The following is a 9,079-nucleotide window of genomic DNA, read 5'->3' on the forward strand; positions in this document are numbered from 1 at the left end:
GATGGGTTGATTCGCGACGCTAACCACTACGAGCAGCAGGAAGCTGCTTCGCAGCAGATCCTGTCGAGCTAGAAGGGGAACTACGACTATGTCGATTAACTACCAGTTCGGTGATGTGGATGCCCACGGTGCGTTGATTCGTGCTCAGGCGGCGTCGTTGGAGGCTGAGCACCAGGCGATCGTGCACGATGTGCTGGCTGCCGGTGATTTCTGGGGTGGCGCGGGTTCGGTGGCGTGCCAGGAGTTTGTGGCGCAGTTGGGCCGCAACTTCGCGGTGATCTACGAGCAGGCCAACAGCCACGGCCAGAAGGTGCAGTCGGCCGGCAACAACATGGCCAACACCGACGCCTCGGTGGGTTCCAGCTGGGCCTGATCGCCCCGCACTTTCGCAGCGCGGCAGCACACCCGATCCCTGGGTGTGCTGCCGCGTGCTGCAATTGGCGGGTGGTGCCGAGCGGTCACGCCCTCTCGCGTGATCCAATAGCCAAGTACTCCACTAGCCACGTCCAGCGAACAATCCGGTAGAGGAGGGTAGTGATGGACCCGAGCACTCGCACCGACATCACCGTCAACGTCGAGGGTTTCTGGATGCTGCAGGCACTGCTGGACATCCGCCACGTTGCTCCCGAGTTGCGGTGTCGTCCTTACGTTTCCACCGACTCAAGTGACTGGTTGTCGGAACACCCCGGGATGGCGGTGATGCGCGAACAGGGCATCGTCGTCGACGGTGAGGTCAATGAGGCCGTCGCGGCACGAATGCGGGTGCTTGCCGCGCCCGACCTCGAGGTGGTCGCGCTGCTGTCGCTGGGCAAGCTGCGTTACGGCGTCATCGACGCCGAGGACCAGGAACCCGGCACCCGCGACATCCCCGACAACGAGTTCCGGGTGTTGTTGGCGCGGCGCGGTGAGCACTGGGTGTCGGCGGTACGTGTCGGCACCGACATCACCGTCGACGATGTCTCAGTGACCGATGCCGCCTCGATCGCCGCGCTGGTGATCGACGGGATGGAATCCATTCACCACGCCGACCCGGCCCAGATCACCGCGGTCAACGTGCCGATGGAGGAGATGCTGGAGGCCACCCAGAGCTGGCAGGACTCCGGTTTCAACATTTTCACCGGGGGAGACCTGCGCCGGATGGGCATCAGTGCTGCCACCGTCGCGGCGCTGGGTCAGGCGCTTTCGGAGCCGGCGGCCGAAGCCGCGGTCTATGCGCGGCAATACCGCGACGACGCGAAGGGGCCGAGCGCCTCGGTGCTGTCGATCAAAGACGGCTCAGGCGGACGGATCGCGCTGTATCAGCAGGCGCGCACCGCGGGCTCGGGCGAAGCATGGCTGGCGATCTGCCCCGCCACCCCGCAGTTGGTTCAGGTGGGCGTCAAGACCGTCCTGGACACCCTGCCCTACGGCGCTTGGAAAACGCATCGGAGGGTATAGCGGCCTGCTCGATAGATCTGGGCGTCGAATGCCAAGTGTCGCAACGGAAAACTGCGGGTAAACGCGGGTCGTGCGAATTGCATGAAGTGCCTTTAGAATTGGACTGACTTTAAAAATGACAAATTGCGAGGCGGCACCTATGGGTTCTATGCGGTCAGTATTCGTCGGTCGGGTGATGCAATCATGACCGCGGCGATCGAGTCGGCACAGGCCGGCGGCGAACTCGCGCCGTCGGCACCCCGGGCCGTGGTGGTCGGGGTCATGGCGGGCGACGGCGTTCAGATCGGCACGCTGCTCGACGCCGACGCCCCGGTCTCGGTGATGCTGGACCCGTTGCTGAAGGTGATCAACGGCCGGCTCCAGGAACTCGAAGAACCCACGCTGCAGGCCGAGGGCCGCGGCCGTTGGGTGCTGTGCCTGGTCGACGGCACCGCGCTGCGGCCGAACCAGTCGCTGACCGAACAGGACGTCTACGACGGCGACCGGCTGTGGCTGCGCTTCATCGAAGACCAGGAGCGGCGCTCGCCGGTCATCGAGCACATCTCCACCGCCGTCTCGGTCAACCTCGCGAAGCGATTCGCTCCGGTCGACGCGGCGACCGCGGTGCGGGTCGGGGTGTCGACCCTGTCGCTGGGCGTGCTGGTGGCCACCGGGCTGCTCGCGGCGTGGCGGGTCCAGCACGAAGGCTGGTTGACGGCGGGCTTCGGCGCGGGGCTGGCCTTCCTGGTGCTGATCGCCGCCGCCCTGATCCTGATGCAGGCCCGCAACGCCTCCGACCGGCAGGTCGGTGACATTCTGCTGGCCACCGGTCTGGTTCCGCTGGTGGTGGCGGCCGCAGCGGCGGTGCCCGGCGAGGTGGGCGCCGCGCATGCCGCGCTGGGCTTCGGCGTCGCCGGTATCGCTGCACTGGCTGTCATCCGGCTCACCGGGAGGCAGTTGGCCGCCTACTCGGCCGTCGCCACCATCAGCGTGGCGGTGATGTTCGCCGGCGTGCTGCGGATGCTGTTCCTGACCGGCGCGGTGACCCTCATGACGTGCGTGTACCTGGTCTGCGTGCTGGCCTACCAGTGGGCTCCGTCGCTGTCGCGCTGGCTGGCCGGCCTGCGGTTGCCGGTCTTCCCGTCAGCCACCAGCCGCTGGGTCTTCGAGGCCCGCCCCGACCTGCCCACCACCGTGGTGAGCACTCCCGGCGCCCCGCCGTCGTTGGAGGGCCCGGAGTCGGTCCGCGAAGTGGTGCTGCGCGCGGAGCGGGCGCGATCGTTCATGACCGGCCTGCTGTCCGGGTTGGGCGTGCTGATCGCGGTGTGCATGACCGGGCTGTGCGACCCGCACTCAGACCGAACCTGGCTGCCGGTGCTGCTGGCCGCCCTGACCGCCGGGTTCCTGGTGCTGCGGGGCCGGTCCTTCCGCGACCGGTTGCAGGCGGTCACGGTGACGCTCACCGGGCTGGTGATCATCGCAGCTGTGGTGCTGCGCTTCGCGGTGGTGCTGTGGACCCCGACCGCACTGGTGGTCGGCGTGGCCGTGCTGGTGCTGGTGCCGATGTTCGGCCTGCTGTCTGCGGTGATCGTGCCGAACACCATCTACAGCCCGTTGTTCCGCAAGTTCGTCGAGTGGATCGAATACCTCTGCCTGATGCCGTTGTTCCCGCTGGCACTGTGGTTGATGAATACCTATGAAGCAATCCGGTACCGGTAGGGGCGTGCGTCGGCTGCAGCGCACCGCGGCCGCCGGCGCCGCGATGATCATGGTGGCCAGTGGCTCGTTGGCCGGAATGCCGGCTGCCGGCGCCATCGAGCCGCCCATGATCGACCCCGCGGCGCTGCCGCCGGACGGCACGCCCGGGCCTCCGCAGACCATGCGGCAGACGTCGTACTGCACTGAGGTCGGGGTGCTGCCGAACTCCGACTTCCGCGTGCAGCCGGCCTACATGGACATGCTCAACCTGCAGGAGGCCTGGAAGTTCGGTCGCGGGGGAGGCGTCACCGTCGCGGTGATCGACACCGGCGTGACCCCGCACCCCCGGCTGCCGAACCTGGTGCCCGGCGGTGACTACGTGATGGCCGGCGGCGACGGGCTGTCGGACTGCGATGCGCACGGGACCTTGGTGGCGTCGCTGATCGCCGCGATGCCGGACAACGGGGTCGCCCCGTTGCCACCGCCCCGTCAGACCCGTAGGCCGCCGTCGGTTCCCACCAACGAGCCGCCGCCGCCGACCCCGTCGCCGGCGACGACCATCCTGGTGATGCCGCCCCCGCCGGCAGCGCCGCCACCGCCCGTCGAGGGCGAGGAACCGCCCCCGGGTCAGGGGCCGCCACCCGCTCCCGCTCCCGCGCCGGCACCCGCTCCTGCTCCGGCACCTGGACCCGCGCCCGGGCCGGCCCCGGGACCCGGCGCGGCAGCCTCGTCGGCGCACGTTCCCCATCGCACCAGCGCAGGTGCGGTGCGATCGGCCGGCTTCTCCGGGCAGGCCCAGACTGCGCCGGTCGACTTCCGCGCCCCCAGCGCACCGCCTCCGGGTGGGGCGCCGGATGCGTTCAGTGGCGTCGCCCCTGACGTGCAGCTGATCGCCATCCGGCAATACAGCGCGGCCTTCGGGCCCAAGGAGCCGTTCGCGGACGGACGCGACCCGCAGCTGCGGGAGAAGACCGACGGCATCCGCACCATGGCACGGGCGATCGTGCACGCCGCCAACATGGGTGCGCAGGTCATCAACATCTCCTCGGCCATCTGCATGAACGTGCGCACGCTCATCGACCAGGCCGATCTGGGTGCGGCGGTGCGCTACGCAGCGGTGGAGAAGAACGCGGTGATCGTCGCGGCCGCCGGTGACGTCAGTTGGCGGGACTGCAAGCAGAACCCCGTCTACAACGCGATGCGCCCCGATGACCCCCGCGACTGGAACGGCGTCAACACCGTGGTGACCCCGGCCTGGTACGACGAGTACGTGCTGACCGTCGGCGCGGTCGACTCCGCGGGTGCACCGATGGCCAAGTCGAGTGTGGCCGGCCCGTGGGTGTCGATCGCGGCGCCCGGTACCGACATCGAGGGCCTTTCACCGCGCGATGACGGGCTGATGAACGCCGTCGACGGCCCGGAGAACTCGCTGCTGGTCCCGTCCGGCACCAGCTTCTCCACGGCGATCGTCTCCGGTGTGGCGGCGCTGGTACGGGCCAAATACCCGGAACTGTCGGCACACCAGGTGATCAACCGGCTGACCCGCACGGCTCGGCCACCGGCGCGTGGGGTCGACAATGTGGTCGGTTACGGCATCGTCGACCCGGTCGCGGCACTGACCTGGGACGTTCCCGATGTTCCGGCCCAGCCGCCGGAGCGGCTGTCGGCACCGCTGGAGGTGCCGCCGATGCCGCCCGAACGCGACATGACGCCGGCCTGGGTCGCCGGAGCCGGGCTGTTGGCGGCTCTCGCGGCGGCCGGAGTGGCCCTGGGAGTGGCAGCACTGCGACGATCGTCAAGGAACCGATGAAGGCACAGCACGCACTAGGTCTGAACCTGTCTTGGATGCGGGTCACCGTCGTCTTTCTGATCGATGTGGGGATCCTGGTCCTCGCCGGTCGCTGGCCCGGTGACCCCAAGGCCGCTGACTACGCATGGTGGTCGGGCGTCGCCATCGCCGTGCTGGTCGCGCTCATCGCGCTGCTCACCTACCGTCGGGTACCGGTCAGCACGCTGTGGGCGGCCTGGGTGGCCGATCAGTTCACCGACCCCGAAGCGGCCCTGAACCGCGGCCGCGGCACCGCAATCGATCACCACCGGCGCTTCGGCCGGGAGTCGATCGGGGTCCGCGAACACGAAGGCCGGTTGGTGACGGTCATCGCCGTGGGCGGGCGGCCCACGTCGGCGACCGGCCGGCACGGCCGCGCCGCGGAGGCGGCGCTGCCGGTGGAGCGCCTGGCCGCCGGGCTGCGTCAGTTCGATGTGCGGCTGGACAGCATCGATGTCGTCTCGGTCGGGACCCGCAAAGACCCCCGCCCCGCCGACGACCCCGACGTCGAAGAGAACCCGTCGATGCCCGACCGCCGCCACACCTGGGTGGTGCTGCGGATGGACCCGCAACACAACGTCAACGCGGTCGCCACCCGCGACTCGCTGGCTTCCACCCTGGCCGCCGCCACCGAGCGGCTGGCCGAGGAGATCGACGGGCGTCAGCTCAGCGCCCAGGTGCTGCACGCCGACGAGTTCGACGCCGTCGACGAGGCGGTACTGGCGGGCCTGGCGGCCACCCAGTTGCGGCACCGGCTGTTCCGCGAACGCCCGGCCGGCCAGATCAGCAGCTATTGGGTGTCGCCCAACGACATCACTCCGGAGAACCTCGAACACCTGTGGTACCCGGAGAGCGAAGCAACGGTGGTCACGGTGCGGCTTTCCCGCGGTGGCGGCCGGACCACCCAGGTCTCGGTGCTGGCGAGGTACCACACCGCCGACAAGCCCAGCCGAAACGTCCGGTCCGCGCTGAACCGGTTCGTGGGCCGGCGCCAGCTGGAAGCGGTCTGCGCCAGCCTGCCGGCGCCCACCGCCCACCGGCGGATGTCGGTGCCGGGACGAGACCTGCGCGACGGTGAGCAGCTGCCGCTGTCGGTCGACGTTATCGAGGAGTACACGCCCGCGGCGGCGGCTGGGGCGCGCGGGTGACCGGTCCATCCACGACCGACGCCCGCAACGCCATGGTTGCGGGCATGCTGGCCTCCGGCATTTCGGTCAACGGGTTGCAGCCCAGCCATAATCCGCAGGTCGCGCTGCAGATGTTCACCACCGCCAGCTCGATCGACCCGAGCATGTGCGATGCCTGGCTGGCCCGGGTGCTGGCCGGTGACTCCGATATCGAGGTACTGGCGAACGCCTGGTCGACGGTGCGCACGTTCGGCTGGGAGACCCGCCGACTTGGCCTGTCCGACCTGGAATTCCGTCCCGAGGTTTCCGACGGGATGTTCCTGCGGCTGCTGATCACCAGTGTGGAATCGCTGGCCGCCGCCTACGCCGCCACGCTGGCCGGAGCCAAACGCTACGAAGAGGCCGCCAAGCTGCTCGACGGCATCGAGCCGCGGAACCCGTTCGAGGCCGAGTTGGTCAGCTACGTCCGGGGCCTGCTCTATTTCCGGACCGGCCGCTGGCCGGACGTGCTCAAGCAGTTCCCCGCGTCGGCTCCTTGGCGCCAACCCGAACTCAAGGCGGCTGCGGCGGCGATGGCCACCACCGCGCTGGCTTCGCTGGGGGTGTTCGAGGAAGCGACGCGGCGTGCGCAGGAGGCCATCGAGGGCGACCGGGTGCCCGGTGCCGCCAACGTCGCGCTCTACACCCAGGGCATGTGTATGCGACATCTGGGCCGTGAGGACGAGGCCGCTGAGCTGCTGCGCCGGGTCTATTCGCGGGACTCGAAATTCACCCCCGCGCGCGAGGCACTGGACAATCCCGACTTCCGGCTGGTGCTGACCGACCCGGAGACCATCGAGGCCCGCACCGACCCGTGGGACCCGGACAGCGCGCCCACGCGTGAGCAGGCCGAAGCCGATCGGCATGCCGAGGAAGCCGCGCGCTACCTGGCCGAGGGCGACGCGGAGCTGGCCGCCATGCTCGGTATGGAGCAGGCCAAGCGAGAGATCAAGCTGATCAAGGCGACCACCAAGGTGAATCTGGCGCGGGCCAAGATGGGCCTGCCGGTTCCGGTGACGTCGCGACACACCCTGTTGCTCGGTCCGCCCGGCACCGGAAAGACCTCGGTGGCGCGGGCATTCACCAAGCAGCTGTGTGGCCTGACCGTGCTGCGCAAACCGCTGGTGGTGGAGACCAACCGGTCCAAGCTGCTGGGCCGCTACATGGCCGATGCCGAGAAGAACACCGAAGAGCTGCTCGAAGGTGCGCTCGGTGGTGCGGTGTTCTTCGACGAGATGCACACCCTGCATGAACGCGGCTACAGCCAGGGCGACGCGTACGGCAACGCGATCATCAATACGCTGCTGCTGTACATGGAGAACCACCGTGACGAGCTGGTGGTGTTCGGCGCCGGCTATGCCAACGCCATGGAGAAGATGCTCGAGGTGAACCAGGGCCTGCGGCGCCGGTTCTCGACGGTGATCGAGTTCTACAGCTACACCCCGCCGGAACTGCTGGAACTGACCAAGATGATGGGGGCGGAGAACGAGGACGTGGTCAGTGACGAGGCGGTCGAGGGACTGCTGCCGCACTACACCAGGTTCTATGCCGACGAGAACTATTCCGAAGACGGTGACCTGATCCGCGGTATCGATGTGTTGGGTAACGCCGGATTCGTGCGCAACGTCGTGGAGAAGGCCCGTGACCACCGCAGTTTCCGTCTCGACGATTCTGAACTGGACGCGGTGCTCTCCGGCGATGTCACCGATTTCAGCGAGGAATGGCTGCACAAGTTCAAGGAACTGACCCGCGAGGACCTCGCCGAAGGGCTCAGCGCGGCGGTTGCCGAGAAGAACACGCCCTGACTTAACAGCCGCCCGACAGTTGATTCACAGCCCAAGGCCCCCTGTCTGGGTTGACGCTTACCGGTGCCGATGCCACCATTGCGCAGGTAAGGGGGCCGGTTCGTGTATCCGGCCCAGTTGGCCTCTACAGGTGTCAGGAGGTGAGGACGAGATTGCGTCCCGGCGATAATGCCCGCCCGGATTCGGCGACTGTTTGGTCCCGATCTGGCTCCGGCACCGTTTCTGTTACTTGAACCATGTTGCGTTGAGCACGCCCCGGTACGACGTCGTCACGGGGCCACTGTTTCGGCGTAGTCGGTGAGCGTCGGTCCGCTGCGGCCGGCATCTTGGAGGAGAGCCCCATGACTTTTGTGAACACCCAACCGGAGGCGCTGACGGCGGCTGCGGGCAACCTGGCCGCCATCGGCGCGGCGCTGAGCGCTCAGAACGCCGCGGCGGCAACGCCGACCACGGGTGTCGTTCCGGCCGCCGCTGACGAGGTTTCGGCGCTGACTGCTGCGCAGTTCGCCGCGCACGCCAGCATGTACCAGGCCATCAGCGCCCAGGCGGAGGCCATCCACCAGGCGTTCGTGGCCACCTTGAACACCAGCGCCAACAGCTACGCAGCCACCGAGGCGGCTAACGCCGCGTCGGCCGGGTAGTTCCAAATATCTTTAATTTCCAACAACTTTCGCGGAACCAAGGAGAGAACCATGGCAACACGTTTTATGACTGACCCGGACGCGATGCGTTCGATGGCGGGCCGTTTTGATGTGCACGCGCAGACGGTGGAGGACGAGGCGCGCCGGATGTGGGCGTCGTCGACCAACATCTCCGGTGCGGGCTGGGGTGGTCTGGCGGAGCGGACCTCGATGGACACCATGGGTCAGATGCAGACCGCGTTTCGCAACATCGTGAACATGCTGCACGGGGTGCGCGATGGGTTGATTCGCGACGCTAACCACTACGAGCAGCAGGAAGCTGCTTCGCAGCAGATCCTGTCGAGCTAGAAGGGGAACTACGACTATGTCGATTAACTACCAGTTCGGTGATGTGGATGCCCACGGTGCGTTGATTCGTGCTCAGGCGGCGTCGTTGGAGGCTGAGCACCAGGCGATCGTGCACGATGTGCTGGCTGCCGGTGATTTCTGGGGTGGCGCGGGTTCGGTGGCGTGCCAGGAGTTTGT

General features: G+C 67.9%; 9 protein-coding genes and 1 pseudogene. All 10 read left to right on the top strand.

Annotated features, from left to right (window positions below; all coding sequences use genetic code 11):
- Nucleotides 1-72 (top strand): annotated as a pseudogene (locus EJK91_RS20895) (WXG100 family type VII secretion target); the annotation flags it as partial.
- 16 nt (nucleotides 73-88) lie between these two features.
- Nucleotides 89-373 carry a WXG100 family type VII secretion target gene (locus EJK91_RS20900; protein ID WP_047317298.1) on the top strand — a complete coding sequence of 95 codons (285 nt, stop codon included), beginning with the start codon at nucleotides 89-91 and terminating at the stop codon, nucleotides 371-373.
- A gap of 164 nt (nucleotides 374-537) precedes the next feature.
- Nucleotides 538-1,437 carry an ESX secretion-associated protein EspG gene (locus tag EJK91_RS20905; protein ID WP_024444037.1) on the top strand — a complete coding sequence of 300 codons (900 nt, stop codon included), beginning with the start codon at nucleotides 538-540 and terminating at the stop codon, nucleotides 1,435-1,437.
- A gap of 183 nt (nucleotides 1,438-1,620) precedes the next feature.
- Nucleotides 1,621-3,135 (top strand): type VII secretion integral membrane protein EccD, encoded by a 1,515-nt coding sequence (gene eccD, locus EJK91_RS20910; RefSeq protein WP_024444036.1) that lies wholly within the window; start codon nucleotides 1,621-1,623, stop codon nucleotides 3,133-3,135.
- Nucleotides 3,113-4,924: a S8 family serine peptidase gene (locus EJK91_RS20915; RefSeq protein WP_024444035.1), complete on the top strand. Its 1,812-nt coding sequence runs from the start codon at nucleotides 3,113-3,115 to the stop codon at nucleotides 4,922-4,924. The genes eccD and EJK91_RS20915 overlap by 23 nt, the downstream gene beginning before the upstream one ends.
- Before the next feature lie 35 nt (nucleotides 4,925-4,959).
- Nucleotides 4,960-6,090, top strand: coding sequence for a type VII secretion protein EccE (eccE, locus tag EJK91_RS20920; RefSeq protein ID WP_444850843.1), 1,131 nt, complete (start codon nucleotides 4,960-4,962; stop codon nucleotides 6,088-6,090).
- Between the two features lie 32 nt (nucleotides 6,091-6,122).
- Nucleotides 6,123-7,913 (top strand): type VII secretion AAA-ATPase EccA, encoded by a 1,791-nt coding sequence (gene eccA, locus EJK91_RS20925; RefSeq protein ID WP_125079864.1) that lies wholly within the window; start codon nucleotides 6,123-6,125, stop codon nucleotides 7,911-7,913.
- Between the two features lie 341 nt (nucleotides 7,914-8,254).
- Nucleotides 8,255-8,554 (top strand): PE family protein, encoded by a 300-nt coding sequence (locus EJK91_RS20930; RefSeq protein ID WP_046302174.1) that lies wholly within the window; start codon nucleotides 8,255-8,257, stop codon nucleotides 8,552-8,554.
- A gap of 51 nt (nucleotides 8,555-8,605) precedes the next feature.
- A complete protein-coding gene (locus EJK91_RS20935) occupies nucleotides 8,606-8,902 on the top strand; it encodes a WXG100 family type VII secretion target (protein WP_047317297.1) in 297 nt (98 codons plus the stop codon).
- Nucleotides 8,903-8,918: 16 nt separating this feature from the next.
- Nucleotides 8,919-9,079: WXG100 family type VII secretion target (locus tag EJK91_RS20940; RefSeq protein ID WP_164518057.1), on the top strand; the 161-nt coding region annotated here is incomplete at its 3' end.

Origin of the sequence: Mycobacterium sp. P7213 (genome assembly GCF_900604305.1) — a bacterium.
Taxonomy (GTDB): domain Bacteria; phylum Actinomycetota; class Actinomycetes; order Mycobacteriales; family Mycobacteriaceae; genus Mycobacterium.